Raw genomic sequence first — 26,287 nt, forward strand, 5'->3', positions numbered from 1 at the left:
TGTTTCCGCTTCGTTAAAATTTAATTAATTTATGGAGCTGTTTCCCGCTTTCCGTTGCAATCTTTTTATTTTTAAAGAAAAAATAAAAAGGATTTTCACTTCAATCCGGGCTAAAAAAATAAAAATATGTCAAAAATACTAATTATAGAAGACGAGGCCGCTATTCGAAGAGTACTCACAAAAATACTCTCCGAAGAAAATGACACGTATCAGGTTGAAGAAGCTGAAGACGGTGCGATAGGTTATGAAAAAATAAAGAATAACGACTACGATCTCGTTTTGTGTGATATCAAAATGCCAAAAATGGACGGTGTTGAAGTCCTTGAAGCGGTCAAAAAGATTAAACCCGAAATTCCTATGGTTATGATTTCTGGTCATGGTGATATGGAAACGGCTATAAATACAATGCGTTTAGGTGCATTTGATTACATTTCAAAACCACCAGATTTAAACCGATTATTGAACACGGTGAGAAATGCTTTAGATAAAAAACAACTCGTTGTAGAAAATAAAATTCTAAAGAAAAAAGTCAGTAAAAACTACGAAATGATTGGCGAAAGCGAAGCAATCAATCATATCAAACTGATGATTGATAAAGTAGCACAAACTGAAGCCAGAGTTTTAATTACTGGACCAAACGGAACCGGGAAAGAATTGGTTGCCCATCAATTGCACGAAAAAAGCGAAAGAGCTAATTTCCCTTTAATCGAAGTGAATTGTGCCGCTATTCCATCTGAATTGATAGAAAGCGAATTATTCGGTCACGTAAAAGGAGCGTTTACATCGGCAGTGAAAGACCGCGCAGGAAAATTTGAAGCTGCGGATAAAGGAACGATTTTTTTAGATGAAATTGGAGATATGAGTCTTTCGGCGCAAGCCAAAGTATTGCGCGCTTTACAAGAAAGTATGATTACCAGAGTAGGAGCGGACAAAGACATCAAAGTAGATGTTCGTGTTGTGGCAGCTACGAATAAAGATCTGAAAGTAGAAATTGCCGAAGGGCGTTTCCGTGAAGATTTATACCATCGATTGGCTGTTATCTTGATAAAGGTTCCATCGTTGAATGATAGACGGGATGACATCCCGATGTTGATTTCATATTTTGCAGATAAAATTGCTTCTGAGCAAGGAAATTCCATCAAAAAATTCTCTGCATCAGCGATTAATTTATTAAAAGAATACGATTGGACAGGAAATATCCGTGAATTACGAAATGTAGTCGAGCGCTTGATTATCCTTGGCGGAAGCGAAATTTCCGAGAATGATGTGAAGTTATTCGCAAGTAAATAAATTAATGTAATGATTTGAAAATTTAATTATTTAAAGATTTGAAACAAGTTTTAATCTTTAAATTTTTTAATTTTTAATCTTTCAATCATAAGAAATGAAACTAAAAAAAATAAACGAAGAGTTACAACAAGCCTTAATTGAAAACGGTTTGACTGAGGCCAATGCCATGCAAAAAGAAACCTTTTCAACACTGAAAAGTGGTTCGGATTGTATTATTATTGCACCAAAAGGAAGCGGGAAATCGACTACAATTGTGCTGAATGTAATCCAGAGACTGGCAGACGCAACCGAAGAATCACCACGGGCTTTGATTATTGTCGAAGACAAAGCCAAAGTATTGGAAATGGAATCACTTTTTGAAAAATACGGAAAGAATTCTAATTTAGAAGTCTATGGCGTTCATGATAAGGGAGATATGGAATATGATAAAAATTATATTTCTAGCGGAATTGATGTGTTGATTGGAACTCCAAACAGGTTGAGTGAAATGTTCACAACGGCAGGTTTTAATGTCAACCGATTGAAAATGTTTATCCTTGATGATGCAGACCCAATTTTGAAATTGCGTCATGAAACCAAAATCATGCGTATTTCGAATAGCATTGTCAGAACCCAACGTATAATTTTCTCGGAACAATTCACGGAACGAATTGAAGTCCTTGCTGAAAAAATGCTGGTGGAGCCCTTTGAATTCGATTTTGATGGAGATGAAGACGAGGATGAAGACGATGAAGCAGATGAAGATTTTGAGGAGGAAGCAGATTTCAAACCTGAAGCTGGAGATGACTTCGAAGAACAAGAAGGTGATGAAGAAAACGGTAATAAATAATTAAATAAATAACAAGATGGGATTAATGAAAGTGTTTTCGGGAAGTGAAATTCTAGCAATGGCTTTACAAGAAAAAATCGAAGCGATTGGTGTAAATGTTGTTGTGAAAAACAATATACAATCAGCTCGATTGGGAGGTTTTGGGAATTTGGATTTAGCGGTTGAATTGTTCGTTCAGGAAACCGAGTTTTCAAAAGTAAATCCGGTTATCGAAGAATTTAGAATGAGTATTTAAATTAGTACATTTGTTATTTAAATATCTCTGTAAGATGGACATAGCTGCAAAAAAAATAGAATTGATGGATTGGTTACTTCATATTGATGATGAAAGTAAACTAAAAAAAATAATTGCGCTTAAATCTGTTTTAGACCAAGAAGTTGTTGCTCATACTATAAGTGGTTATCCAGTTGATAAGGAAGAGTACGTTGCTATGGTAAAAGAAGCTGATGAACGAATTTCATCGGGGAAATATACAACGATTGCAGATTTAGAAAAAGAAATCGAGAAGTGGTAATATGCAAACGTCAATTATCATACTTTGGGATAATCATGCCAAAGCCGATTTGAAATTAATATTTGAATTCATTAAGTTAAAATCTCCCCAAGGAGCGAGGAACGTTATCAGAGATATTGTAATTCAAAGTAAAAATATTTATTTTGTTGAACAATATTAAGTAGATGATTTCTTAGGAGAACCTTACAGAAGAATGATTGTTCGAGATTATAAAGTTATTTATAAAATTCATTCTGAAACGGAAATTCGTATTCTTCAAATTTTTGATACTCGTCAGAATTCACTCAAACTAAAAAAGTAATTTGTGAATCTGCAGTAATTGAAACTACTACTACTTTTAAAAAATTAAAATGAAATATAAAATGTTGGTTTTGGACATGGACGACACTTTGTTGACTGATGACCATACCATTTCAAACGAGAATAAAGTGATGTTGGCTAAGGCCCAGGAATTGGGTGTTTATGTTATTCTGGCTTCAGGCCGACCAACTCCTGCAATGCTTGCGTACGCTATAGAATTGCAATTGAATAATTCCTATATGATTTCTTACAACGGCGCTGTCATTACAGATTTGAAGACAGATAAAGTCATTTTTGAACAAACGTTAACCCAACAGCAAATCCATGAATTGTACGATTACAGTTTAAAAAGTAATACCCATATTATTACTTATGTTGATGGAAAAATTGTGAGTGAAACAGATTCTGAATACATTGAAATAGAGAAAAACATCACCGGTTTAGCGCATAATAAAGTGGTTAGTTTTAAGGAGGAAGTTCAATCTTCAGCGGTGAAATGTATTTTATTAGAGGAGCCAAGTTATTTAAAAGAGGTAGAGAAAGATTTGAAAGCAGCGATGCCACATCTTAGTGTCAGCATGTCAAAACCTTTCTTTCTTGAAGTAGCTCAAAATGGAATCGATAAAGGAGCCAGTATAAAATTTTTAGCGGAAAAACTAAATATCCTTCAAAGTGAAATCATAGCTGTTGGAAACGCAGGAAATGATTTAACCATGATTGAATATGCAGGATTGGGCGTTTGGGTAGACAATGTTGATCCTGAATTGAGAGATAAAGGCGATTTTGTTGTAGCCTCTAATAATAATCATGGTGTGGCTGAAGTTGTCAGACGATTTATTTTGAATTAAGATTTTTTTTTAAGTGGTTTACAAGTTTTACAGAAATCAGAAAGCTCTTGAATTCTTATTAAAACATCATCGTTCAGTTTTTTTAATATATCCTTTTTTTGTCCTAGATTAGTTTTTTTAGAGGCTTCTCCGTGTTCTTCTACATATTCTTTTTGGATAACATCATAAAGCGGTTGGAGAAAACTAATATCTGAAAAAGTGCCTTTGTTAACGTATAAGTCTTTTCTAAGTTTTCGAGCATAAAGTTCCGATAAATCAAATTCATATTGAGCAAATTTCACCATACGTTCAGCAGTAATAGTATCAGTTGCTATGATAGAAGCCGATTCTCGTTTGAATGTAGAACTTACTTTGGAATTGAAGTTTTTGGTAAACATAAATTCAATGTTACTCATTTGTATGCTAAAATTTAGTCCAGAAGCATTTTGTATGCTATTACTACTCACATTGCCAATTTGAGTTGCTTTTGATTTAAAATCGGAAAGTTGGATTTGGTATTTTCCATCCCATTCTATTGCGTTTTGAGCATTTATTTGAACCGCGATCAAGAGAAATGCAATTATAATTATTTTTTTCATTTTTTAAAGCCTAATTATTTGCTGACAAGATACTACAATATGAAAATTATTGATTTCATTTTCCAGAATATTGTGCGTAAATTTGCGGACTTAAATTTTTTGACAACGATTTCATTAGTTTAAGTTGAATTATGGAAAATAGAAAAAAAGTTGCTTTTTATACGCTGGGTTGTAAACTGAATTTTTCAGAAACTTCTACGATTGCGCGCAATCTTCAAGACGAAGGTTTTGATCGAGTAGATTTTGAGGAAGTAGCTGATATGTATGTGATTAATACGTGTTCCGTTACTGAAAATGCAGACAAGCAGTTCAAGCAAGTGGTGCGAAAAGCAATGAAATTGAATGACAAAGCATTTGTCGCGGCGGTGGGTTGTTATGCGCAATTGAAGCCAGAAGAATTAGCGAGTGTAGATGGAGTAGATTTAGTTCTTGGTGCAACTGAAAAATTTAAATTGGCAGATTATATCAATGATTTGTCTAAAAATGATTTTGGGGAAGTACATTCCTGTGAAATTTCCGAAGCGGATTTTTACGTGGGAAGTTATTCGATAGGGGACAGAACACGCGCTTTCTTGAAAGTTCAGGATGGTTGTGATTACAAATGTACCTATTGCACGATTCCGTTAGCAAGAGGAATTTCTAGAAGTGATGAACTGGAAAATGTATTGAAAAATGCAAAGAATATTTCAGAGCAAAACATAAAAGAAATTGTTCTTACCGGAGTAAATATTGGCGATTACGGAAAAGGGGAATTCGGAAATAAAAAACACGAACATACTTTCCTAGAATTAGTTCAGGAATTAGACAAGGTAGAAGGTATTGAAAGATTGCGAATTTCATCTATTGAGCCGAATTTATTGAAAAATGAAACGATAGAATTTGTATCGAAAAGCAGGACTTTTGTACCGCATTTTCATATTCCGTTACAATCTGGAAGCAACGATATTTTGAAATTAATGAAACGCCGATACCAGCGTGAAGTATATACAGAAAGAGTTAATAAAATTAGGGAAGTAATGCCGCACGCTTGTATTGGTGTGGATGTAATTGTTGGTTTTCCTGGCGAAACAGATGAACATTTCCTAGAGACCTATCATTTCTTGAATGAAATGAATATTTCGTATTTGCACGTATTCACGTATTCGGAACGTGATAATACGGAAGCGGTTACAATGGAAGGTGTCGTTCCTGCTGATGTTCGCGCCAAACGAAGCAAAATGCTACGTGGATTATCCGTTAAAAAACGTCGTGCTTTTTACGAAAGTCAATTGGGTAGTAATAGAACTGTTTTATTCGAAAGTGAAAATAAAGAAGGCTATATTCACGGATTTACCGAAAACTATGTTAAAGTAAAAACACCTTGGAATCCAGAATTAGTCAATACATTACAAAAAATCAATTTGACTAAAATTGATGAGGATGGTAGTGTGCGAATGGATTTTGTCACGACTACGGTTTAAGTTTTTTTCTACCATATAAGTCATGTAAGTTTTTTTAGCCATTAAGATATTAAGAAAATTAAGGTAAAACTTAATGAAACTTAATCTCTTAATGGTTTTTTATTTTAAGCTTGTGTGTCTTATATGTTTAAAAATAAAAACGAATTACGGATTCGTAGACCAAATACTACTGTTTTTGATAAATACGCGTCGGTTTAGTTTGAGCTGTGCGATAATTAATTCGGCCATGTCTTCTGCTTGCATTACTTTTTCCGGATTTCCATCAGTCAGTTTTAGTTCTTTGGCCATATCAGTGGCAACCGTACTTGGCGTTAATGCCGTTACCCGAATATTATGCTTGCGCACTTCCTGCATCAAAGAATCGGTTAATCCTAAAACTGCAAATTTAGAAGCACTATAAGCGCTCGTTAATGCATTTCCGCTTAATCCTGATGTTGAAGAAATGTTGATGATGTCACCCGTTTGTCTTTCTATCATATTTGGCAAAACGGCGCGAGTCACATAATACGTTCCCATTAAGTTTACCTGAATGATGCGTTCCCAATCTTTTGGTTCCAATTCTAAGAATTTTCCAAAAGCAGCTATTCCGGCATTATTGATTAAAATATCAATGGTCCCAAATTCAGCCAACGCTTTTTCAACTGCATTATTTACCGAGTTGATATCAGCAACATCAGCGGTTATGGCTAAAGCTTTTACTCTTAAAGAACGCACTTTTGCCGCTACACTGTCTATTTCGTCTTGTGTTCTGGCAACCAAAATTACATTTACGCCTTCTTTGGCTAAGGCCAAAGCGATCGCTTTTCCAATTCCTTTTCCTGCGCCTGTGATTAGGGCGTTTTTATTTTTTAAGTCAGTCATCTTTTTAATTATTTAATGCCAATAAAAGGCTTAGTTTACTGTAAAAGTACCTTGTTTTAAATTTTAAATCGATTTTGGTTTTCTATTTAATCTAAATTTAACGTTATATTATTTTGATCTAAAGAAACATTTTTTTTATCTGATTAACTTTTATTTTAAATCCAAAGTCAATTTATAAATATCCGTTTCCAAAGCTTCGGTGTCCTTATCTTCACAGAGCAGGAATTCAATATTTTCTTTTGAATGCGAAAATAAAGTTAATCCTTCGAATTTGTGGGTTTCTGAAATCTTTTGGGTAAATACAACTTCGAAAGTATCGAATGATAAAGCTCCTATGAAACTTCCAAATACTTCTCCATCGTCATAAGTTGAGGTCGTGTTTTCTACCGCAGCCAGAAAATAGATTTTATCTTCTACGAGAATTGCATCAGTGAAGGTAGCTTCGATATTTTGGATTTTTGGTAATGAGATTGGAAAAAAGTGAATGTCATTTTCTTCTTTGTTTAGAACAAAAATTCCATTTTTAGATTGTGCTCCATTTCCTCGTTGAAACAAATGCCATTTTTTGTTATGAAATAAAGCACCTTCGATGTTTAATTCGTCATCTGAAATATAAGCAATTTGTTTTAGTTTTCCATAAATTGCCGACAAATCTTTGCCTTCTATTGCTGTAGAAGTAAAATCGTAACTGATGCGTTTGTTTCTATTAGGCGTAGAACCAGAACCAAAAAGATAGAATTTATTTCCTTTTTGGGCTATGGCTTCAAAATCGAATTTGTCTTTTTTAAGAATGTTTTCCTGACTGTTTTCGAAGAGCTTTATTTTATGGAGTTCTTTTTCTTTGATGTCATATTCGTAAAGAAAAGAGCTATTGTCAGAAATTATAAACAAGGAATCGTCTTTGTGAATGAGTCCTGAGGCGGAACCAATTCCGATAATTTGAAATAGTAAATCAAGTGTGAATTTCTTCATAAAATTTTATTTTTGAAACGGAATGCCCTAGCCCTGATGGAAGCGGTATCCTTTCTAGTCCTGAACTTATTTCAGGACCCTGAAATAAGTTCAGGACTAGAAAGATACAAGTGTACAGCAGGAAATAGCTCCTAAAATTCATCAGGATTAATCCCTATTATTTCTTATATTTGAGATGTAAAGATAAATTATTTCTTATGAAGTCTATAAAACCCGATGATTTTAAAGTGATTGGCAAAATTGAATTGTTTAAAATTCCTACGAACTTGTTTAGCAAAGCCGATGATGATGATAAAGAAGAGAAACTGGAGAAGGTGCAAGGAAAATTGAGTGAAATACAAGATGTGATGTATTCGCACAATCGCTATGGCGTTTTGGTTTGTTTGCAAGGCATGGATACGTCGGGGAAGGATAGTTTGATTCGGGAAGTTTTTAAGGAATTTAATTCCCGTGGGGTGGTAGTCCATAGTTTTAAAACGCCGAATTCAAGCGAGATAGAACATGATTATTTGTGGAGACATTATTTGGTTTTACCTGAAAAAGGCAAGTTTACGGTTTTTAACAGATCGCATTATGAAAATGTTTTGGTCACCAGAGTGCATCCGGAATATATAATGAATGAAAATTTACCGGGTATTGAAACCGTGCACGATATTACGCGGCAGTTTTGGGAAAATAGAATGCAGCAAATCAATAATTTTGAGAAGCATATTACTCAAAACGGAACTATTATGCTGAAATTCTTTTTGCATATGAGTAAAGAAGAGCAAAGGCAACGCTTGTTACGCCGGCTGGAAGAAAAAAAACACAACTGGAAATTTTCAATCGGTGATTTGAAAGAAAGGGATCGTTGGGACGATTATATGCAGTATTATGAAGAGGCGATCAATAAAACATCTACGGATTATGCACCTTGGTATGTGATTCCTGCAGATGATAAAGAAATGGCCCGTTATATTGTAGCGCAAATTATTTGGGAAGAAATGCAAAAACATACTGATATCAAAGTACCTGAAATGGATGAAAAAATCAGGGAGAATATTGAAATGTATAAAGACATGTTGAAGAAGCAAGATTAATTTAAGATAGTTTTAGACAAAATCAGTCCAAGTTTAAGAACTATAAAAAATTAACACAAAAAAAATGCGCTGAATTTCAGCGCATTTTTTTTAAAAGACTATATGTTTTATAGTTTGAAACCGTAAGCGATACGTAAAGCAATTTGATTTGTATCATATTCTGTGTATCCTTCATAACGCAAACTTACATCAATATCTTTACCTGCATATCCTACTCCTGGAGACCATAAGTACGTATCTTGTTTGTGACCGTTTGTAACAGCGATTCCACCACCAACTTCACCTAATACATAAAATTCGTCATTCCAAACGAAAGCTTTAAAACCTGCTTTAACAGGGATAAAACCTAAATCTTTAGTGTTAGTTAAATCTTGTGCATCTTTGTACTTAAACAAGTTTGTAAAACCAGTAGTTAATAAAAGTGAATATCTTTTAGTCAAATCATATTGACCTCTAACATCAGCACCTAATGACCAGTTGTAAACATCATTATTAGTTGGAAAACCACCATTTATACCTACTCCTAAACGAAATCCTTGATCGTAATTTTTAACTTCTTTTGTTTCTTGAGCTTGAACATTACTAGCGAACATTGCTGAGATTGCTAATACGAATGCTGTTTTAATTTTTCCTGAAATTTTCATAATTGTAATATTTTGTTTAATAATTTTTTTACCATCTTGTTTTTAATGGTACAAAACGACTCTGCAAAAGTAGTAGTTGAGTAAGCCTGTAATGTTATAGAATTATTTGGTTTTGTTATAGAATTCCTTGTTTTGTATAAATAATGACTTTAATTAGGACCATATATTGCTGATAGTATTGATAAAAGTCAAACCTTCTTTTTATCTTTACCAACAAAAAAAATAAAAAGTGAATTTATCTCAATATACTAAAGAGTTTTCTTATAATATCAAATTAGCTTACCCTGTAATTTTAGGAATGCTAGGACATACATTAATAGGTATCGTAGATAATTTTATGGTAGGAAAACTAGGTTCTACTGAGTTGGCTGCGGTTTCCTTAGGTAATAGTTTCATTTTTATAGCATTATCTCTGGGAATAGGATTTTCTACGGCAATCACCCCGTTGGTTTCTGAGGCTAATGCGGAACAAAACGAAAAAAAAATTCGCACTACTTTTCATCATGGATTGCTGTTATGTACCATTTTAGGAATTGTTTTATTTATTTTGACAGTATTGTCTAAACAACTAATGTACTTAATGCACCAGCCCAAAGAAGTGGCTGACATGGCTGCTCCTTATATTGACTGGGTGGCTTTTTCTTTGATTCCCGTTATTATTTACCAAGGATACAAACAATTCGCTGATGGTTTAGCGGAAACTAAATATTCCATGTATGCAATATTCATGGCTAATGTGGTCCACATATTTTTTAATTATATGTTGATTTATGGAATTTGGATTTTCCCCAAACTGGGAATTCTTGGAGCCGCTTTAGGAACTGTAATTTCAAGGATTATGATGGTAGTTTTTATGGATTTACTGATGAGACATAATAAAGCATTTGAAAGCTATTTCAAAAACTTTAGTTTTAAAGAAATCCGAAAATCAATTCTAGAAAAAATCATCAATCTGGGTTTGCCTTCTGCGATGCAAATGTTATTTGAAGTAACTTTGTTTACAGCTGCAATTTGGCTTTCCGGTTCACTAGGTAAAAATAATCAGGCGGCCAATCAAATAGCACTTATTCTGGCATCATCAACTTTCATGGTTGCTATGGGATTGAGTGTGACCGCTATGATTAGAGTGAGTCACACTAAAGGAATGAACGATTATAAAAGTTTGATTGTTGTAGCCCGATCTATATTTTTGTTGGCTATTATTCTAGAAACTTTTTTTGCTGCAATTTTTGTCCTATTCCATAATTTTCTGCCTCATTTATTTCTGAATATGAATGATTCTGCTCAAATTCTTGATAACACCGAAATAATAATAATAACTTCCAAGTTGCTTTTAGTTGCCGCTGTTTTTCAAATTTCAGATGGAATTCAAGTAGTGGTTCTGGGGGCTTTAAGAGGTTTGCAAGATGTGAAAATCCCAATGTATATCACTTTTGTAGCCTATTGGGTTATTGGTTTTCCTATTTCGTATTATTTAGGAAAATACACTTCATTACAAGCGGTAGGAATTTGGATTGGACTTTTGGCAGGATTGTCTGCTGCAGCTTTGTTTTTGTATATTCGTTTTGCAAGATTAACAAGAAAATTAGTTTTGGAGAATTATAAATAATAATAATGTTCTTACAATGTAACTTCTAATTTCTTTTATCGTATAACAAGCATACAAACCAAACCAATCAAAAAATGATACTATTTATTATTCTTGGAATAATTTTATTAATTGTAAGTTTTACATTAAAAAGCAATGTAAATCCATTTTCAAAATTTGCAAATGTTCTTAAATTTTTTGGAATTTTGTTAATTGTTTTAGGAGTTTTTTCTTCCATGTTCAAACAAATTGATGCAGGAAAAGTAGGAGTCAAATCTCTTTATGGTAGTGTGCAGCCGGATGTTCTGGAAAGTGGATTGCATTTGATTAATCCGCTTTTAGATGTAACTGAATTTGATATTCAAACTCAAAATTACACCATGTCAGCGGTTCACGGCGAAGGGGCCGAAGCTGGTGACGATGCAATTCGAGTTTTATCAAATGACGGACTGGAAGTGGTAATTGACTTGACAGTTTTATTCCGAGTTTCACCAGAATCAGCTCCAAAAATTTTCAAACAAATTGGGGTTAATTATTCTGATAAAATTGTGCGTCCCGTAACCAGAACCCGTATTCGCGATAACGCTGTTTATTACGATGCAGTTGCTTTGTATTCAACTAAAAGAAACGAATTTCAACAACGAATTTTCAAAACTATCGAAGCTGATTTCAAGTTAAGAGGATTGGTTCTTGAGCAATTACTGATTAGAAATATCAATCTTCCAACATCAGTAAAAGCATCTATTGAAAGTAAAATAAATGCCGAACAAGATGCTCAAAAAATGACTTTCGTATTGCAAAAAGAAAAACAGGAAGCCGAACGTAAAAGAGTGGAAGCCCAAGGTATTGCAGATTATCAGCGAATTATTTCAACGGGCTTATCTGATAAGCAATTACAATACGAACAAATAAAAGCGCAAAAAGAATTGGCTGCTTCTCCTAACACTAAAATCATTTTTATGAATGGCAGAGGGAATACACCGGTTATTCTTTCTGATAAATAGATTTTTAAAAAGTTTATTCGGTTATTTGTTAAGCGAATCTACAAAAATAACGATTAACTGATTAAACATTAAAAAATGGAATTACCAAAATTTTTACTAGGGGATAACACTGATTTTCCGGAAGATATTTTTATCATCCACTTGGATTATCCACGATTTATTATCAATTTAAAAGATGATGAGGTCGAATTCATGGAGGAAGCAGAAGATCTTGACGAAAGCGAATTAAATACAGAAATGGAAGGTTTAATTGTTCTTGCCAATGAGTTTTATGACAGAGAAATGGAGCGTTATGAGAAAGAATAGTTTTATTTTTTAAATTTTAAAAAATTGTTATCAATTTCATTTTTATAAATTTAAACGGTAAATCAAAAAAATATTTGTTGCATGTTTAGTTCTAATTGGAGTAGAGATGATTGCTTAAAGAGTTTTAGGACTTTTTTCTTTACAATTTAAATTAATTTTCAATGATCTATTTTAAATTAAATAATGGTATGACTAGTTTTGTGACGAAAATAGATTGAAAAGATACTATACTATTTTTTAAAATTGTCTTCTAATTTTTTAAAATATTTATTCAATAAAATAAAAATAGCGGCAGTAAAAGATGGAAATTTATCTTTTGCTGCCGCTAGCTTTTTTTAATCAAGGTTTTTAGATTCGAATTTGTTTTAAATATTTTCAAAAATAACGAATGTAATTATTCTTATTTATTTTGCTATTTCATTTTTGTAAATGACTCCATCTTTCATCACAAATTGTACTTGTTCTAAAACTTTAATGTCGTTGATTGGATTTTCATTTACAGCAATAATATCAGCCCATTTATCTACTGTAATCGAACCTGTTTTAGCAGTTATGTCAAGCAAGTCCGCTGCGTTCATAGTGGCTGATTGAATGGCTTGCATAGGAGTCATTCCCGCTTTTACTAAATATGCAAAATCTTTGCCATTGAGACCGTGTGGCATTACTGAAGCATCAGTCCCATAGGCAATTTTAACACCACCTTTAATTATTTTGACAAGTCCTTCCTGTTTTTGTTTGGCAATACTTTTCGCTTTATTTATTATTTTTTCAGGATACCCCTTTTTTCCAAAATTTTCAATAACATAATCTAAGGCATACATTGTTGGTACCATGTAAGTACCTTTTTCTTTCATTAGTTTCACAGTTTCATCATCAACAATGCTGCAATGTTCTACTGAATTTACGCCAGCTATGACTGCACGTTTTATTCCTTCTGTTCCGTGCGCATGTGCTGCTACTTTTCTACCCCACATGTGGGCTTCGTCTACAATTGCTTTCATTTCTTCTAATGAATATTGAGGTGCGCCTACACTTTCTTCTTCGGACAATACACCCGCAGTAGCACAAAATTTTATGACATCTGCGCCCCATTTTATGTTGTTGCGTACCCGTTTTCTAATTTCGTCAACACCATCAGCGACGCCAGTATAGTCAGGAATTGAATTCATTCTAATGGCAGGGTTGAATCCTGACATATCAGCATGACCACCCGTTGAACTTAACGTAAAACAAGCTACTAGCATTCGGGGACCTTCAATAATTCCATTATTAATCGCGTCTCTTAATGAAATATCAATTAAATCACTTGATCCTAGATCCCGACAAGTGGTAAAGCCAGCTTCCAATGTTCGCTTGGTAAAAATATGTGCTTGTACTGTATAGTCAATTGGTGTTTTTCTGAAAATATCTCCATAATAATCATCGGTTGGTTCTCCGCTAAGATGCGTATGACAATCTATTAAGCCGGGTAACACCGTTGACTTGCTTAGGTCAATTATTTCCGCATTTTCGGGGATGGTAATAGAGGAGCCAATAGCAGTTATTTTATTGTTTTCAATTAAAATAATCTGGTTATTAAGTACTGTTCCGCTAATGACATCAATAAGTTTTCCTGCTTTTATGGCTTTAATTTTTGTCTGAGAAAAGACAATTGTACAAGAAGTAATAAAAATAAGAACTGTAAGTAATGTTTTGTTTTTCATTAATTTGGGATTAAATATTAAAATGGTTTGAACAGCGAAATAGAATTTTTATATTGGATAATTTTAATTATTTGTTTTATAGAGTGTTACATGATTTCAAATTTAAGTAGAAATAAGGAATCTACTACTATTGATAAAAAATTACTTTGCCAAATCAAAAACTTATCAAAATATTTTATAGGTTGTCATACAACTCGCAAAATCGGAACTTATACTTTGTTTTTTATTTTTTAAAATACATTTTCAATAATAAGCTAGCGGCTGCAAAGGGTGAGATTTCATCATTTTGAACTGATTTTTTAGTTGAATCCAATAATTTTTGAATTTCAGGATGATTGTAAAAATTCAATTTCAATTGTTCGTCGATGGTTTCTAACATCCAATACTGGTTTTGTTCTTTGCGTTTTTCAAACAAGGAATTGTTGCCTTTTGTCAGTTCAAGAAATTGCTCAATGGTTTTCCAAACTTCAGGGATACCCTCATGAGTAATGGCGCTACAAGTAGAAGTAGTTGGTATCCATCCTGATTTTTTGGACGGGAAAAGATGCAGTGCCCGGTTGAATTCCATTTTAGCAAATTGGGCTTTTTTGATGTTGTCACCATCCGCTTTGTTGATGACAATTGCATCTGCCATTTCCATAATCCCGCGTTTGATACCTTGCAATTCATCGCCGGCACCAGAAATTTTTAAAAGTAAAAAGAAATCTACCATACTGTGAACAGCAGTTTCACTCTGACCAACTCCCACAGTTTCAATAATAATCGTATCAAAACCACCAGCTTCACAAAGCGTAATAGTTTCCCGGGTTTTTCGCGCCACACCGCCCAAAGTTGCTCCTGAAGCCGAAGGGCGTATGTACGCATTTTTATCTTTTACCAATTCTTCCATTCGGGTTTTATCTCCCAGAATGCTTCCGTGCGAAATCGTACTGCTGGGATCAACAGCAAGAACTGCGACTTTTTTTCCTAAACTAGTTAAATGTTTTCCAAAAGCTTCAATAAATGTGCTCTTCCCAACGCCGGGAACACCGGTAATACCTATTCGAACTGATTTAGTGGCATGAGGTAAACAGGCATTGATTACTTCATTGGCTTTTGCCAAATGGCTGATATTAGTGCTTTCCACCAAAGTAATCGCACGACTTAAGGCCGTTATATTTCCTGCTAAAATTCCGTCAACTAATTCTGTTGATGAAGGCTGTACTTTTCTAAATTGCTGAATATTTTTCACGGAGGCAGAACTGATCATTTCTGGTCGAGAAATTCCAGCTTTTTCGTGTAAAGCACTTGGATGGGATTTTTTATTTGGCAAAGCATATTATTTGAAAAGTAAAAGTAATGAAAATTACTTGTTTCTACAGTATTAATACTATTGGGAGATTATAAACCGGAGTGTAAAAGCTTTATAAAAATAAAAGCTATTTTATAAATCTGTGTTATTTTTTTATTGAATTTTAAATACAATTTCCTTTTTTCTTAAAGCAATTTTAATAGTATTTTTGTGGTCAATTCAATACTATGTACAATTTCATTATAATTTTCGTTTTTTTATTGCTTGGGATCGTATTGAAAAAGGTAAAATGGGTACCATCCAATAGTCATAAGGTCATAAACAACATTGTGATTTATATTTGCCTTCCCGCTTTAGCTTTGTATTACATACCTAAAATAAAATGGAGCAGTGAATTGTTATTTCCTATAAGTGTGGCATGGATTGGGTTTATTGTTTCCTACTTTTTTTTTAGTTTTTTGGGGAACAGACTGGGTTGGTCTAAAAAACTAACGGGATGTTTGATTATAACTGCCGGCTTGGGAAATACTTCGTTTTTGGGATTTCCCATAATTCAAGCTTTGTATGGAGAAGAAGGTTTGAAAACGGCAATTTTAGTAGATCAGCCTGGCTCTTTTGTAGTGCTCTCTACTTTAGGAATTCTGATTGCGACATTATATTCTACAGGAAGTCCAAACGGTCTACATATTGCAAAGAAAATTATTTTTTTCCCCCCATTTATCACTTTTTTACTAGCTTGTTTAATGAATATCTTCGATTTTGATTTCCATCAATATATTCAGTTTGGTTTACAAAAAGTAGGTAGTTTGATGACTCCTTTGGCAATGCTTTCCGTTGGATTGCAATTGCGGTTTGATAAGAGAAGCCAACATTGGAAATTTTTGGGGCTGGGACTTTTGTATAAATTAATATTGACTCCAGGTCTCATATATTTATTGTATGTCGTAATTTTGCACCAGCATTCAAAAACAATTCAAGTTGCCATCATGGAGTCTGCAATGGCTCCTATGATAACGGCAAGTATCTTAGCATCCTCTCATGGTTTAAAACCCAGATTAAGTAGCATGATGATTGGTTTTGGAATACCATTATCGTTTATCACATTGGTATTTTGGTATTTTGTGGTACAGTTTATTTAATTTTTCCGAATCAATTTTTTACGATTTATTGTTAATATTATTTTAATTAGAATATGAATATTTCCTCAGCGGGTGCGACAAAAACAATCCAAGCGCCTTTAGTCCAAAAAACAGTTTACTCTATATTGTTTTCTATCGCTTTTGCACATTTGTTAAATGATTTGATGCAATCCGTTATTCCTTCGACTTATCCCATACTAAAAGAAAATTTTAATCTTAGTTTCACTCAAATCGGACTGATAACATTCGTTTTTCAACTGACAGCTTCTATTTTGCAACCTTTTATTGGACTTTATACTGATAAATATCCAAAGCCCTATTCTTTAGTAATTGCGATGTTATTTACCATTACGGGATTGGGATTTTTATCGATTTCGACTTCTTTCTGGATGTTATTGGTTTCCGTTGGATTTGTAGGAATTGGTTCATCCATATTTCATCCGGAAGTGTCTCGTGTTGCATATTTAGGATCAGGCGGAAAGCGCGGTTTGGCGCAATCTATTTTTCAATTGGGAGGGAATTCAGGTAGCGCAATCGGTCCTTTGTTAGTCGCATTAGTTGTAGCTCCTTTTGGACAATCGAATATAATATGGTTTGTGACAGTGGGTATTTTAGGAATTATTATTTTGTCCCGAATAGCGCTGTGGTATCAAAATCATCTGAATTTAAGAGCTTCAAAAAAAATAGTTGCTGAAGATTTTGTGGTCCCATTGTCCAAAAGAAAAATTAATTTATCAATCGCAGTTTTATTGCTGTTAATATTTTCCAAGTTTTTCTACATGGCCAGTATGTCAAGCTATTTCACTTTTTATCTTATGCATAAATTTGGATTAACCATACAGGAATCTCAATTTCATTTGTTTATTTTCCTTGCTTCCGTAGCTGCAGGAACATTAATAGGAGGCCCTTTAGGAGACCGTTTTGGAAGAAAATATATCATTTGGATTTCCATACTTGGCGCAGCACCATTTACACTGTTATTGCCTTACGCTAATTTATTTTGGACCGGAGCATTATCGGTTATTATAGGAATAATTATTGCCTCGGCATTTTCAGCAATTTTGGTTTTTGCACAAGAATTAATGCCTGGAAAAGTAGGAATGATTTCGGGGTTATTTTTTGGATTTGCTTTTGGTATGGGCGGTTTAGGATCTGCTATTCTAGGATATGTAGCGGATCAAACTAGCATCGAATACGTTTATAAATTAAGTTCTTTTCTACCGTTGATTGGTGTTTTTACGTACTTTTTACCCAATATGAAAAAGAAATAATCCTTTTTTTTAGGAGCTTTTTCCCGCTATCCGTTGCAATCTTTAGAGCAGTAAACCTTACAGGATTTACTCCTATAAAGGATTTCCACTTTTATCGGGGCTATAGATTTCACTTTAAAACACACTTTTGGTGTAGCCAAATGATTTTGAAGAGAATAATCAGCATTTACACGTTAATTTTTTAGTACAACTTTAAGATTTGTTTTAATTTTTATTGCTCGTAATTTAATAACTTAGTTATCTAATAATCAATAAAAAAGAAATTATTATGGCATCATTACGATTAGGCGATATTGCTCCCGATTTTGAAGCAGAAACAACGCAAGGAACGATAAAATTTCACAATTGGCTGGGTGATTCTTGGGGTATTTTATTTTCGCATCCCGCAGATTTCACACCGGTTTGTACCACTGAATTAGGAACAGTGGCAAATTATTACCCTGAATTTGAAAAAAGAAATGTAAAAGTTATTGCATTGAGTGTTGACGGACTAGATTCTCACATGGAGTGGATCAAAGACATCAATGAAACGCAAAACACAACGGTCAATTTTCCTATTATTGCTGATGAAGATAAGCATATAGCAGAATTGTATGATATGATTCATCCCAATGCAAATGAAAGTTTTACGGTGCGTTCCGTTTTCATTATTGGACCTGATAAAAAAATAAAATTAATGTTGACTTATCCAGCATCTACGGGACGAAATTTTGATGAATTGCTTCGTGTAATTGATAGCTTACAGTTAACCGCTAATTATAGCGTAGCGACACCAGCTAACTGGAAAGATGGTGAGCGAGTGGTAATTTCAACAGCGGTAAAAGATGAAGATATTGCGGCTAAATTTCCAAAAGGTTACGAAAGAGTGAAACCTTATTTAAGAATGACTCCACAGCCCAATAAGTAGTTGACAAAGAAAAATTTAGAATAAAAAAAGTACAATGAAAATTTTCATTGTACTTTTTTTATAAGTGATAATTACCCTCGATTAGTAATTAATAAACCAGTAATAATGATTCCCATACTGATAATTTGAGTGATTACAATAGCCTGACCCAGAAAAAAATAGGCTAAAATTCCACTGAATACTGGAATTAAATAATAGATTAATGCTGTTTTTGAAGTACCAATTAATCGAATCGCTTCATTCCATAAATAATAGGAAACCATTGAAGCAAATAGGCCAACATAGATCGTTACTACAATGGTTTTAGTATCTAAAATTACTTTTTTATAAAATAAATGTTCCCACAGGTAAAATGGGAAAAGGAAAATCACCCCCAATACAAAAACACTAAATAAAAATACTTTTGGGCTTAACTCATCTGGTTTTTGCCGTACTAATATGGTGTAACAGGCAAAAAACAAACAGGCCACAAGCATCAACAAATCCCCAATTGTAAAGTTGATATGCAATAGGGCTAGCAGAGATCCTTTGGTAATAAGAACAATAACACCCGTAATTATGGTTGCAATTCCAGCTATTTTTAAACTGGACAGTTTCTCTTTAAAAATTATTCTAGACAATACAACTATAAATAAAGGAATCGAAATGGCGATTAATGATAAATTAATGGCGCTTGTTGTTTTTCCTGCAAAGTAAATTAGTGTATTAAAAAAAGTAATGCCCAGCAATGCGGTAAGCACAAGATACCAGATAAGTTTCTTTACTATTTTAAAATCTTCGATAGTACTTTTAAATGCAAAGGGAGCCAAAACGATACAAGCAATTGTTCAGCGCCAAAAAGCCAGTCCAATGGGAGGAATGTGCCCTTTTATACCGCTGGCAATTACCATATTTACGGACCAAAGTAAAGTGGCTAATAAAGCAAATAATGCTCCTTTAGTTGGATTACTCATTTATTAAACTAGATTTTTTATTTTTGCATGTTGCAACAATAGGATTGTCTTGGCATCTTTTATTTCGCCAGACTCAATCATAGCATAGGCTTCGTTATAAGACATTTCTAAAACATCTATATTTTCTTCTTCATGTTGAGCTCCACCACCCTCACTGACTTTCATAGATTCATCGTATTCTCCAACAAATAAATATAAAATCTCCGTTACGGCACCTGGAGACATATACGTTTCCATGATTTTAGTGACTTTTGTAAGGCGGTATCCTGTTTCTTCTTCGGTTTCGCGAATGATGCATTGCTCCGGATGGTCTTGGTCCAAAAGTCCTGCACAAACCTCAATCATCATTCCTGTCTGATTTCCGTTGAGATACGTTGGTAAGCGAAATTGTCTTGTCAAAATCACTTTTTTGTTGGTTGAATTGTAAAGCAGAATAGCGGCTCCATTTCCTCGGTCATAAACTTCTCTTTTTTGGGCAATCCAAGAGTCATCTTTTTTTTGATAATCAAAAGTTACTTTGTTTAAAATATACCAATTATCAGAAAGTAATTCGGTTTTTTGTATTTTAATAGCTGGATTTTTCATTGGTTGGGAAGTGATTACGTAATGATTTTTGTTTTAAATATAAGTGATTACTGAAGCATTGGCTCCTGAAAGTTGAATAGGTTGTGTATGAAAATTTTTTTTTGATCCGGATGTAATATCTTTTTGAGAAGAATTATTCGGTATCGGCAGTTCGTTTTTTTGGCAAGAAAAGAGCGTATTCAAACTAATGATTATTACCGGTGAAAGTATAATAATTTTACTTTTTAAAATGAATGTAATTTGGATTCAGTTATTTTCAAATGAATGTAAAAGTATGCTTTTTTTTAAAAAAAAACGCTCTGAATTTTCAGAGCGTTAAGTGATATTATTTTAGAATAGTTTGCTTTCTATCTGGTCCTACAGAGACAATTTTGATAGGAACTTCAACTTCTTTTTCAATAAATTCGATATACTCTTTCAATTCAATTGGTAACTCATCGTAAGTCGTCATACCAGTCAAATCAGCTTGCCATCCTTTGAAATCCTGATAAACCGGAGTTACATTTTCCGGCTCTATGTTGTAAGGAAAATGAGATATTTTTTTCCCTTTATAATTATATTCTGTACATACTTTTAAGGTTTCAAATCCAGAAAGAACGTCACCTTTCATCATCATTAATTGTGTAACACCATTAACTTGAACCGCATATTTAAGGGCAACTAAATCTAACCAGCCGCAACGTCTTTGTCTTCCTGTAACCGAGCCAAATTCATTTCCTACACGTGCCATAGTTGCACCATCTTCGTCAAAAAGTTCTGTTGGAAATGGCCCGCTTCCTACACGGGTTACATACGCTTTGAAAATTCCGTAGACTTCTTTTATTTTATTAGGAGCAATTCCTAAACCGGTACAAGCACCAGCAGCAGTTGTGTTTGATGAAGTTACAAAGGGATAAGTTCCAAAATCAACATCCAATAATGAACCTTGAGCTCCTTCACATAATATTGATTTACCTGCTTTTTGAGCTTGGTTTAAATATTCTTCGCTATCAATAAAATCTAATTTTTTTAATTCTTCAATAGATTCAAAAAATTCTTTTTCCAGTTCTTCTAAATTGTATTGGATAGCAACATCATAGAATTTAATCATGGCTTCATGCTTATCAGCCAAAGCTCTGTAACGCTCTTTGAAATCTTCTAATTCAATATCTCCTACACGAATTCCGTTTCTTCCGGTTTTGTCCATATAAGTTGGACCAATACCTTTTAGTGTAGAACCAATTTTTGCTTTTCCTTTAGACGCTTCAGAAGCTGCATCTAACAAGCGGTGTGTAGGTAAAATTAAATGAGCCTTTCTTGAAATGATTAATTTGTTTTTTATGTCTAAATTAAATTTCTCCAGACCTTCAATTTCTTTCTGAAAAACTACAGGATCTATTACAACTCCATTTCCAATAATATTAATGGCAGTTTTATGAAAAATACCTGATGGAATGGTTCTAAGAACATGTTTTATTCCGTCAAATTCCAAAGTATGTCCTGCGTTAGGTCCGCCTTGAAAACGAGCAATAATATCATAATTTGAGGTAAGAACATCAACAATTTTTCCTTTTCCTTCATCTCCCCATTGTAATCCTAGTAATAAATCTACCGTCATTCTGTATGTTATTTGTAGTTAATTTTTTAAATCGAAGACAACTAGTTAGTTATCCAAATTGTCTTTTTTTCTTTTTATTCCGTATAAATATAAGGAATGATTGGTAATCTCTATATCGAATATTTCTTCGATTGTTTTCTTAATACTTTGAATTCTTGGGTCACAAAATTCGATAACCTCACCAGTATCAGTCATGATAATGTGATCGTGTTGCTTATCAAAATATGATTTTTCGTAATGTGCCTGATTTTGTCCAAATTGGTGTTTACGCACTAAAGCACAATCTAATAGTAATTCAATTGTATTATAAAGCGTAGCCCTGCTGACACGATAGTTTTTGTTTTTCATTTTGATATACAGATTTTCTACATCAAAATGTTCTTCGCTATCGTAAATTTCCTGAAGGATAGCGTAACGTTCAGGAGTTTTGCGATGTCCTTTGTTTTCAAGATACATTGTAAAAACATTTTTTACAATTTCTTGGTTTTTGTTATTATCAGTGGAAATGAGTGTCATATCTGGCAAAGATAAATTTTTATTTTTTAAAGTTTAGTGTTTAAAGTTGAAAAATCAAATACTTTAAAAATGATTTGAATTGTCTTTTCTGTTAAATTTTGATTTGTTTTATCGATAATGAAAGAATAGTAATCAAACATTAAAAACTTTAAAGCTATACGCTGTTATGTTTTATACTCCCTTGTTACTTTATCGATTCCGTCAATCTTTTTGATATTGTTGATCATCTTTTTCAAAATGGTATTGTTTTGAACGATAACAGTCACTTGGCCATGAAAGATTCCGGCATCAGTGTTCAAAGAAATGCTCTGGATATTTACGTGCATATTATTTGAAATCACCTTTGTTAACTGGTTAGTTAGCCCCAATATATCCATTCCGGTTATGTTTATTATTGCTTTAAATTCTTCCTGTGAAGAGTCAATCCATTTAGCGGTCAATATTCGATACGCATAATTAGACTGCATCCCAATCGCATTTGGACAATCTTTTTTGTGTATTTTAATCCCTTCGTTTATTGTTACAAAACCAAAAACGTCATCACCCGGAATTGGATTACAACAAGGAGATAATTTATAATCTAATTTGTCATGGTCTTTACCAAAAACAAGCATATCATAATTGCTGCTTATTATTGGTTTGTGAATATCCTCATCGGCTGTGCTACTTGTAGAACGTTTTATTTTACTTTTGAAAAAATTTATAAAAGTGTTGCTTTTTTGCGCAGCGTAATCTTTAAGTTGCTGGTTTTCAATAGCGCCAATTCCTACTCGGTAAAATAAATCTAAACTCGTTTTTAATTTAAAAAAATTAACTAATTCATTGACGACAGATTCACTCAAAGTTATTTTTAAATGTTTTAATTTTCGAGTCAACAGTTCTTTTCCTTCTTCGCCAATTTTCTTGGTATTTTCGTTTAAAACGTTTTTTATTTTTGTTTTGGCTCTTGACGTGGTCACATAATCGAGCCAGTTGATTGTGGGTTTTTGATGTTGTGAAGTAATTACTTCAACTTGATCACCACTTTTTAAAACATGGTTTAAAGGAACTAATTTTCCATTGACGCGCGTTCCTCGAGTGCGAATTCCTATTTCGGAATGAATACTGAAAGCAAAATCGAGTGATGTGGCACCTTTGGGCAATGATTTAATTTCTCCTTTTGGGGTAAATACAAATATTTCCTTAGAATATAAATTCATTTTAAAATCTTCCACAAAATCTACGGCGTTAGTCTCCGAATTTTCTAAGGCTTCTTTTAGTAAATTAAGCCATACATCCAAACCACTTTCTTCAGTAGCTCCATTTTTATATTTGTAATGCGCTGCATACCCTTTTTCTGCAATTTCATCCATACGCTCACTTCGTACCTGCACTTCAACCCAGCGTCCTTTAGGCCCCATTACCGTAATATGTAACGCTTCATATCCAGTAGATTTTGGAGATGAAATCCAATCTCGTAATCGACTGGGACTGGGTCTGTAATGATCCGTTACCATAGAATATATTTTCCAAGCCAGAAACTTTTCATCATTCGGATTACTTGATTTGTAAACGATACGAAGTGCAAATTTATCATAGACTTCATCAAAGCTTACGTTTTGGGCTTGCATTTTTCTTCGAATCGAATAGATGGATTTAGGGCGTCCTTTTATAGCATAATCAATTCCTTCAGCATCCATTGATTCTTTAATTACGTCCGAAATATCTTTGATGTAGGCATCCTGTTCTTCTTTGGTTTCTTTTATTTTACTTACAATTTCATTGTATATCGTTGGTTCCGTATATTTTAAACCTAAATCTTCCAATTTTGTTTTAATATTGTATAAACCCAATCGATGCGCAAGTGGTGCATAAATGTATAAAGTTTCTGATGCAATTTTGGTCTGTTTGTCTTCTTGCATCGAATCCATTGTTTGCATATTGTGCAAACGATCGGCTAATTTTATAAGAATTACTCGTACATCATCATTAAGGGTCAATATCATTTTACGGAAATTCTCGGCTTGTAATGACGCATTCAAATCTCTCTGAACCAAGGATATTTTAGTCAAACCTTCAACTAGTTGTGCGATTTTTGGATTAAACAAACGTTCAATATCTTGCACTGTCATTAGCGTATCCTCGACAACATCGTGTAACAATGCGGCCGCAATAGAGGTAGCTCCTAACCCAATTTCTGATGCTACAATTTTTGCAACAGCAATAGGATGAAAGATATACGCTTCACCAGATTTTCTTCGTTGATCTTTATGGGCATCTACTGAAACATCAAAAGCCTTACGGATCAGTTTTTTATCTTCATCACTTAAAGTTTGATAACTAATCCGAAGTAACTCTTTATATTCTTGAGCAATCGCTTTATTTTCTTTTTCTAAATCTATTTCTATCATAACGGCATGGGTTCAATTTTTAAAAATAAATATAAGTTAGGAGATATACAAGGATTATTTGTTTTTTGATTTAATGTTTAATTACCGGAAACAGTATTTTCAGGCATACTATTTTCTGCTCTTTTGAAGTCCAAATCCTGAAAATCATAACTAAAATCGGTCAACTCGGAGATTGGTTTCATTTTTATACCAATTGCTTTGCCAGATGGATCAAATTCAAAAAATAAATGGGCATCAGCATGAAAATAGGCATTGTTCCATTTCACCACATAATTGTCTTTTTTATAGAAAAAAACTTCTCCGGTAAGCTGAGGGGAACGTTTTGATGCAAAATATAATTTGCCTTTCTTTTCTGAAATGATGATTTCGCCAAACCAATTGTCCTTGAAAGTTCCCTTAAGCGTATTGAAATCTATTTTGATTTTATCTGTTTTATTTTTTGCGACAGCAGCCCAAACTTCATCGGTAACTTTATCAGCAGTCTCTTCGTTTGCTTTTAATTTATTACTATAAATAGTTACATAATCCTCAGACTTAATTCCCAAATAACTATCTTTTATTGTATTGGTAATAGCATTAAACGCTGCTCCGGATTGCTGGTTTGTCAATACGATTATACCTAATTGCAACTCCGGTATCAAGGTCACTTGAGTAACAATTCCTTCTAACCCACCAGTATGTGTTACTTGTTTAAATCCTTTTACATCACTCAAAAACCAACCTAAACCATAACCGCTAAAATGGGTATTATAAGGTGCTCTGGTAGTTACCGGAATTATAGTTTGCATTTGCCACATTTGATTGTGTTCTTTCTCAGAGAATAATTGCTTATTTTCAGTGCCGTATTTTCCGATATTCATTTGCATGATGGTCCATTTGCTTAAGTCATTAACACTGGAGTAAATTCCCGCGGCCGCATCAAATAGTTGATTTTGATACCGTTTGATTACTTTTAGTTTTCCATCTATAGGAACGTGAGGAGCAATTATATTGGTACTGTCTTTCAATCGCAAAAAGGAAGCGGCGCTATTATTCATTTCTAATGGTTTCATAATTCGCTTTTCAATAAAATCACACCAGCTTTGACCACTTACTTTAGCAATAACTTCTCCGGCAACAATATATAATAAGTTATCATAATCATATTTGGTTCTAAAAGCCGAAACCGGTTTCAAATATTGCAAATTCTGCACAATATCTTGTGCTGTAAAATTACTTCCGTCGGGCCAAATCATTAAATCCCCTGCTCCAAGACCGAGTCCGCTTCTATGTGTCAATAAATCCCGAATGGTGAATTCTTGGGTTACATAATCATTGTACATTCTGAAATTTGGAAGGTATTTGATAACTTTATCATCCCATTTTATTTTGCCTTCATCCACTAACATTGCTATTGCAGCACTTGTAAAAGCTTTGCTATTGGATGCAATTCCAAAAAGGGTATTCGCATCGACTTTTTCTTTTGTCTGAATTGATTTTACGCCATATCCTTGCGCGTGAATTATTTTTCCATCTTTTACAATGGCAACTGCAATTCCCGGAACATTGAATGCGGTTAAGGTTCGCTTCACTAATTCGTCAACTTGGGATGAACTGATTTGGGAGAAAGAAAGAGTGGTCGAAATTAATGCTATCGCAACGAATAATTTATTTTTCATAGT

26 protein-coding genes are annotated in these 26,287 nt (G+C 33.6%); 13 read left to right on the forward strand and 13 right to left on the reverse strand.

The features are described 5' to 3' along the window. Positions 1-126 precede the first annotated feature (126 nt). The 5 genes from C4S35_RS08245 (at position 127) to C4S35_RS08265 (ending at position 3,782) form a co-directional block, all read left to right on the forward strand. Positions 127-1,290, forward strand: coding sequence for a sigma-54-dependent transcriptional regulator (locus C4S35_RS08245; protein ID WP_103999714.1), 1,164 nt, complete (start codon positions 127-129; stop codon positions 1,288-1,290). A gap of 94 nt (positions 1,291-1,384) precedes the next feature. Beyond that, positions 1,385-2,119: a DEAD/DEAH box helicase gene (locus C4S35_RS08250; RefSeq protein ID WP_103999715.1), complete on the forward strand. Its 735-nt coding sequence runs from the start codon at positions 1,385-1,387 to the stop codon at positions 2,117-2,119. Positions 2,120-2,135: 16 nt separating this feature from the next. Next, positions 2,136-2,354: a DUF2007 domain-containing protein gene (locus C4S35_RS08255; RefSeq protein WP_103999716.1), complete on the forward strand. Its 219-nt coding sequence runs from the start codon at positions 2,136-2,138 to the stop codon at positions 2,352-2,354. A gap of 34 nt (positions 2,355-2,388) precedes the next feature. Then, positions 2,389-2,634 (forward strand): hypothetical protein, encoded by a 246-nt coding sequence (locus C4S35_RS08260; RefSeq protein ID WP_103999717.1) that lies wholly within the window; start codon positions 2,389-2,391, stop codon positions 2,632-2,634. A 350-nt stretch (positions 2,635-2,984) separates the two neighbouring features. Beyond that, positions 2,985-3,782 (forward strand): Cof-type HAD-IIB family hydrolase, encoded by a 798-nt coding sequence (locus tag C4S35_RS08265; RefSeq protein ID WP_103999718.1) that lies wholly within the window; start codon positions 2,985-2,987, stop codon positions 3,780-3,782. Here C4S35_RS08265 and C4S35_RS08270 read toward each other — a convergent pair. Then, complete coding sequence (locus C4S35_RS08270; protein WP_103999719.1) at positions 3,779-4,360, reverse strand: hypothetical protein; 582 nt, start codon at positions 4,358-4,360, stop codon at positions 3,779-3,781. The two genes, C4S35_RS08265 and C4S35_RS08270, sit on opposite strands and share 4 nt — an antisense overlap. A gap of 131 nt (positions 4,361-4,491) precedes the next feature. Here C4S35_RS08270 and mtaB point away from each other — a divergent pair, with 131 nt between their 5' ends. Next, positions 4,492-5,820: a tRNA (N(6)-L-threonylcarbamoyladenosine(37)-C(2))-methylthiotransferase MtaB gene (mtaB, locus tag C4S35_RS08275; protein ID WP_103999720.1), complete on the forward strand. Its 1,329-nt coding sequence runs from the start codon at positions 4,492-4,494 to the stop codon at positions 5,818-5,820. A 144-nt stretch (positions 5,821-5,964) separates the two neighbouring features. Here mtaB and C4S35_RS08280 read toward each other — a convergent pair whose 3' ends face one another. After that, the gene (locus C4S35_RS08280) at positions 5,965-6,681 is read right to left on the reverse strand and encodes a 3-ketoacyl-ACP reductase (RefSeq protein WP_103999721.1); all 717 of its coding nucleotides are present in this window, start codon (positions 6,679-6,681) and stop codon (positions 5,965-5,967) included. A gap of 150 nt (positions 6,682-6,831) precedes the next feature. After that, a complete protein-coding gene (locus tag C4S35_RS08285) occupies positions 6,832-7,653 on the reverse strand; it encodes a DUF6929 family protein (RefSeq protein ID WP_103999722.1) in 822 nt (273 codons plus the stop codon). Positions 7,654-7,850: 197 nt separating this feature from the next. On the opposite strand from C4S35_RS08285, the gene C4S35_RS08290 reads away from it, so the two are divergent. After that, the gene (locus C4S35_RS08290; RefSeq protein ID WP_103999723.1) at positions 7,851-8,732 is read left to right on the forward strand and encodes a PPK2 family polyphosphate kinase; all 882 of its coding nucleotides are present in this window, start codon (positions 7,851-7,853) and stop codon (positions 8,730-8,732) included. A 107-nt stretch (positions 8,733-8,839) separates the two neighbouring features. On the opposite strand, the gene C4S35_RS08295 is transcribed toward C4S35_RS08290, so the two are convergent. Then, positions 8,840-9,376, reverse strand: coding sequence for a hypothetical protein (locus C4S35_RS08295; RefSeq protein ID WP_103999724.1), 537 nt, complete (start codon positions 9,374-9,376; stop codon positions 8,840-8,842). 229 nt (positions 9,377-9,605) lie between these two features. Between C4S35_RS08295 and C4S35_RS08300 the strand changes: the two genes are divergently transcribed. The 3 genes from C4S35_RS08300 (at position 9,606) to C4S35_RS08310 (ending at position 12,274) form a co-directional block, all read left to right on the forward strand. Next, positions 9,606-10,985 (forward strand): MATE family efflux transporter, encoded by a 1,380-nt coding sequence (locus C4S35_RS08300; RefSeq protein ID WP_103999725.1) that lies wholly within the window; start codon positions 9,606-9,608, stop codon positions 10,983-10,985. A 74-nt stretch (positions 10,986-11,059) separates the two neighbouring features. Then, entirely contained in the window at positions 11,060-11,968 is a 909-nt protein-coding gene (locus tag C4S35_RS08305) for a prohibitin family protein (protein ID WP_103999726.1), read from the forward strand. Between the two features lie 75 nt (positions 11,969-12,043). Beyond that, positions 12,044-12,274: a hypothetical protein gene (locus tag C4S35_RS08310; RefSeq protein WP_103999727.1), complete on the forward strand. Its 231-nt coding sequence runs from the start codon at positions 12,044-12,046 to the stop codon at positions 12,272-12,274. A 404-nt stretch (positions 12,275-12,678) separates the two neighbouring features. Here the strand turns inward: C4S35_RS08310 and C4S35_RS08315 are convergent, their stop codons facing one another. Together C4S35_RS08315 and meaB are read right to left on the reverse strand one after the other, a co-directional pair. Further along, positions 12,679-13,977, reverse strand: coding sequence for a Xaa-Pro dipeptidase (locus C4S35_RS08315; protein WP_103999728.1), 1,299 nt, complete (start codon positions 13,975-13,977; stop codon positions 12,679-12,681). A gap of 223 nt (positions 13,978-14,200) precedes the next feature. Further along, entirely contained in the window at positions 14,201-15,289 is a 1,089-nt protein-coding gene (gene meaB, locus C4S35_RS08320; protein ID WP_103999729.1) for a methylmalonyl Co-A mutase-associated GTPase MeaB, read from the reverse strand. A gap of 206 nt (positions 15,290-15,495) precedes the next feature. Between meaB and C4S35_RS08325 the strand changes: the two genes are divergently transcribed. The 3 genes from C4S35_RS08325 (at position 15,496) to C4S35_RS08335 (ending at position 18,585) form a co-directional block, all read left to right on the forward strand. Beyond that, entirely contained in the window at positions 15,496-16,407 is a 912-nt protein-coding gene (locus C4S35_RS08325; protein ID WP_103999730.1) for an AEC family transporter, read from the forward strand. Positions 16,408-16,460: 53 nt separating this feature from the next. Continuing rightward, positions 16,461-17,678 (forward strand): MFS transporter, encoded by a 1,218-nt coding sequence (locus C4S35_RS08330; RefSeq protein WP_103999731.1) that lies wholly within the window; start codon positions 16,461-16,463, stop codon positions 17,676-17,678. Between the two features lie 268 nt (positions 17,679-17,946). Beyond that, complete coding sequence (locus tag C4S35_RS08335; RefSeq protein ID WP_103999732.1) at positions 17,947-18,585, forward strand: peroxiredoxin; 639 nt, start codon at positions 17,947-17,949, stop codon at positions 18,583-18,585. Positions 18,586-18,656: 71 nt separating this feature from the next. On the opposite strand, the gene C4S35_RS08340 is transcribed toward C4S35_RS08335, so the two are convergent. From C4S35_RS08340 to C4S35_RS08365, 7 genes are all read right to left on the reverse strand, one after another. Continuing rightward, positions 18,657-19,409 carry a DMT family transporter gene (locus C4S35_RS08340; protein ID WP_341865125.1) on the reverse strand — a complete coding sequence of 251 codons (753 nt, stop codon included), beginning with the start codon at positions 19,407-19,409 and terminating at the stop codon, positions 18,657-18,659. A gap of 3 nt (positions 19,410-19,412) precedes the next feature. Next, entirely contained in the window at positions 19,413-19,538 is a 126-nt protein-coding gene (locus C4S35_RS16190) for a hypothetical protein (RefSeq protein ID WP_279627780.1), read from the reverse strand. Positions 19,539-19,541: 3 nt separating this feature from the next. Continuing rightward, positions 19,542-20,123, reverse strand: coding sequence for a GDP-mannose pyrophosphatase NudK (nudK, locus tag C4S35_RS08345; RefSeq protein WP_103999733.1), 582 nt, complete (start codon positions 20,121-20,123; stop codon positions 19,542-19,544). Positions 20,124-20,448: 325 nt separating this feature from the next. Next, a complete protein-coding gene (locus C4S35_RS08350; protein ID WP_103999734.1) occupies positions 20,449-21,720 on the reverse strand; it encodes an adenylosuccinate synthase in 1,272 nt (423 codons plus the stop codon). A 45-nt stretch (positions 21,721-21,765) separates the two neighbouring features. Beyond that, positions 21,766-22,236: a Fur family transcriptional regulator gene (locus C4S35_RS08355; RefSeq protein ID WP_103999735.1), complete on the reverse strand. Its 471-nt coding sequence runs from the start codon at positions 22,234-22,236 to the stop codon at positions 21,766-21,768. A 164-nt stretch (positions 22,237-22,400) separates the two neighbouring features. Continuing rightward, the gene (locus C4S35_RS08360) at positions 22,401-24,626 is read right to left on the reverse strand and encodes a RelA/SpoT family protein (RefSeq protein WP_103999736.1); all 2,226 of its coding nucleotides are present in this window, start codon (positions 24,624-24,626) and stop codon (positions 22,401-22,403) included. A 77-nt stretch (positions 24,627-24,703) separates the two neighbouring features. Further along, on the reverse strand, positions 24,704-26,284 hold the full coding sequence (locus tag C4S35_RS08365; protein WP_103999737.1) for a serine hydrolase: 1,581 nt from the start codon (positions 26,282-26,284) through the stop codon (positions 24,704-24,706). Positions 26,285-26,287 lie beyond the last annotated feature (3 nt).

It is taken from the genome of Flavobacterium urumqiense (assembly GCF_900108015.1).
Lineage (GTDB): Bacteria > Bacteroidota > Bacteroidia > Flavobacteriales > Flavobacteriaceae > Flavobacterium > Flavobacterium urumqiense.

Excerpts from the sequence above, each read along its gene's own strand:
- C4S35_RS08365 (WP_103999737.1), bottom strand. The coding sequence starts at position 26,284 with ATGAAAAATAAATTATTCGTTGCGATAGCATTAATTTCGACCACTCTT.
- C4S35_RS08305 (WP_103999726.1), top strand. The coding sequence starts at position 11,060 with ATGATACTATTTATTATTCTTGGAATAATTTTATTAATTGTAAGTTTT.
- C4S35_RS08255 (WP_103999716.1), top strand. The coding sequence starts at position 2,136 with ATGGGATTAATGAAAGTGTTTTCGGGAAGTGAAATTCTAGCAATGGCT.
- C4S35_RS08325 (WP_103999730.1), top strand. The coding sequence starts at position 15,496 with ATGTACAATTTCATTATAATTTTCGTTTTTTTATTGCTTGGGATCGTA.
- nudK (WP_103999733.1), bottom strand. The coding sequence starts at position 20,123 with ATGAAAAATCCAGCTATTAAAATACAAAAAACCGAATTACTTTCTGAT.
- C4S35_RS08360 (WP_103999736.1), bottom strand. The coding sequence starts at position 24,626 with ATGATAGAAATAGATTTAGAAAAAGAAAATAAAGCGATTGCTCAAGAA.
- C4S35_RS08260 (WP_103999717.1), top strand. The coding sequence starts at position 2,389 with ATGGACATAGCTGCAAAAAAAATAGAATTGATGGATTGGTTACTTCAT.
- C4S35_RS08335 (WP_103999732.1), top strand. The coding sequence starts at position 17,947 with ATGGCATCATTACGATTAGGCGATATTGCTCCCGATTTTGAAGCAGAA.
- C4S35_RS08245 (WP_103999714.1), top strand. The coding sequence starts at position 127 with ATGTCAAAAATACTAATTATAGAAGACGAGGCCGCTATTCGAAGAGTA.
- C4S35_RS08315 (WP_103999728.1), bottom strand. The coding sequence starts at position 13,977 with ATGAAAAACAAAACATTACTTACAGTTCTTATTTTTATTACTTCTTGT.
- C4S35_RS08330 (WP_103999731.1), top strand. The coding sequence starts at position 16,461 with ATGAATATTTCCTCAGCGGGTGCGACAAAAACAATCCAAGCGCCTTTA.
- C4S35_RS08270 (WP_103999719.1), bottom strand. The coding sequence starts at position 4,360 with ATGAAAAAAATAATTATAATTGCATTTCTCTTGATCGCGGTTCAAATA.
- C4S35_RS16190 (WP_279627780.1), bottom strand. The coding sequence starts at position 19,538 with ATGAGTAATCCAACTAAAGGAGCATTATTTGCTTTATTAGCCACTTTA.
- C4S35_RS08355 (WP_103999735.1), bottom strand. The coding sequence starts at position 22,236 with ATGACACTCATTTCCACTGATAATAACAAAAACCAAGAAATTGTAAAA.
- C4S35_RS08280 (WP_103999721.1), bottom strand. The coding sequence starts at position 6,681 with ATGACTGACTTAAAAAATAAAAACGCCCTAATCACAGGCGCAGGAAAA.
- C4S35_RS08310 (WP_103999727.1), top strand. The coding sequence starts at position 12,044 with ATGGAATTACCAAAATTTTTACTAGGGGATAACACTGATTTTCCGGAA.
- C4S35_RS08290 (WP_103999723.1), top strand. The coding sequence starts at position 7,851 with ATGAAGTCTATAAAACCCGATGATTTTAAAGTGATTGGCAAAATTGAA.
- C4S35_RS08350 (WP_103999734.1), bottom strand. The coding sequence starts at position 21,720 with ATGACGGTAGATTTATTACTAGGATTACAATGGGGAGATGAAGGAAAA.
- C4S35_RS08295 (WP_103999724.1), bottom strand. The coding sequence starts at position 9,376 with ATGAAAATTTCAGGAAAAATTAAAACAGCATTCGTATTAGCAATCTCA.
- mtaB (WP_103999720.1), top strand. The coding sequence starts at position 4,492 with ATGGAAAATAGAAAAAAAGTTGCTTTTTATACGCTGGGTTGTAAACTG.
- C4S35_RS08250 (WP_103999715.1), top strand. The coding sequence starts at position 1,385 with ATGAAACTAAAAAAAATAAACGAAGAGTTACAACAAGCCTTAATTGAA.
- C4S35_RS08285 (WP_103999722.1), bottom strand. The coding sequence starts at position 7,653 with ATGAAGAAATTCACACTTGATTTACTATTTCAAATTATCGGAATTGGT.
- C4S35_RS08265 (WP_103999718.1), top strand. The coding sequence starts at position 2,985 with ATGAAATATAAAATGTTGGTTTTGGACATGGACGACACTTTGTTGACT.